Origin of the sequence: Streptomyces sp. SBT349 (genome assembly GCF_001083795.1) — a bacterium.
Classification (GTDB): Bacteria; Actinomycetota; Actinomycetes; order Streptomycetales; family Streptomycetaceae; genus Streptomyces.
Genome location: NZ_LAVK01000675.1, coordinates 1 through 1,341, shown reverse-complemented (window position 1 = coordinate 1,341; position 1,341 = coordinate 1). Strand labels below are relative to the sequence as shown.

Annotated in this window: 1 protein-coding gene and 1 pseudogene; both read right to left on the bottom strand. The window is 75.1% G+C overall.

Annotated features, from left to right (window positions below; genetic code table 11):
• Positions 1-292: pseudogene (locus ADY01_RS35745) on the bottom strand (hypothetical protein); the annotation flags it as partial.
• Between the two features lie 72 nt (positions 293-364).
• The coding region (locus tag ADY01_RS35740) for a WD40 repeat domain-containing protein (protein ID WP_049581065.1) at positions 365-1,341 on the bottom strand (977 nt) is incomplete at its 5' end.

The window sequence follows — 1,341 nt, the reverse complement described above, 5'->3', positions numbered from 1 at the left end:
CCGCGGGACAACGGCGCCGGCGCCCGTCGCGGGGGCCTTCGGCGCCGCCACCGCCGCCACCGCCACCGCCTCCGTCGTCACCGAGGAGCGCGATGCCGGTGGGGACGGCGACGGCGGCCACCGCCAGGGCGGCGCCCGCGCCGATCAGGAGGCGCCGCCGGGAGGGCTGCTTCTCGTTCAGCTGGCGACGCAACCGGTCGCGTTCCGCCAGCAGTTGATCGCGCTGCCGCTGGAGCTCGTCGCCGTCTCCCTCGGTCCCGCCGGGTCCGCCCTGCTCCGTGTCCGGTGCCACCGTTCGTCCGCTCCTACTCGATTCCTGCGCGATGACTCGATGACTCGATGATGCAACGACGCGACGACGCGCCTACTCGATCGCCCAGAGCCGTATGACCTCGTCCTCGTGGGTCGCCAGCGTCAGCCCATCGGCGGAGAACGCGGACTGATCGAAGTACTGCTCCATCGCGACCGGTTCCGATCGTTCCTCATGCGTTTCCGCATCCCAGAAGCGCAGACCGCGCTCGACCTGGGCGCCGAGCGTGACCAGGGCCGTGCCGTCCCCGCTGTACGCCAGCGAACGCACGCCGCCGCTGTGGCCGGTGAGCGGCTCGCCGCGCCGGACGCCCGTCGCGGGGTCCCAGAACCGCACGACACCTTCGCCCACATACGCGCTCACCGCGAGCGTGGCCCCGTCCGGGCTGAACGCCATCTCGCCGACGCCGCCCTGGTGCCCGGTCAGCGGCTCCGACACCGGCGCCCGCGACGCCACGTCCCACACCCGCACGACGCCGTCGCCCTCGACCGAGCCGCCCACCGCGAGCGTCGCCCCCTCGGGCCCGAAGGCCAGCTTCTCGACGCCCCCGCCGTGGCCGGTCAGCGTCCGCCCCAGCTGCGTGCGCGAGGCCACGTCCCACAGCCGCACCTCGGCGATGTCCTGGCCGTATGTCAGGGCCGGGCCGCCGGTGGCCAGCGTCGTCCCGTCCGGGCTCAACACGACGGCCTCGAACGCGTCCACCGCGTGGTCCGGCGCGCCGAGAGCCTCGCCGTCCGGGCGCGGCGACGGCATGCGCCAGAACTCCGCCCGATCCCCGCCGCCGGTCGCGAACCAGGTGCCGTCGGGGCCGAACGCCACCGAGAGGAACGCCACATGGGCGGAGGTCAGCGGCTCGCCGAGCGGCTCCTGGGACGCGACGTCCCACAGCCGCAGCAGCCCGGTGTCCGCCTCGCTGGAGGCCAGCGTCCGGCCGGCGGGACTGAACCAGAGCCCGGCGAGCCGGTTGGGGTGGCGCGGCAGGGTGCCGAGGAGGCGCAGCGCGGGGCGTTCGGCGAAGCCGCGCGCTGCGC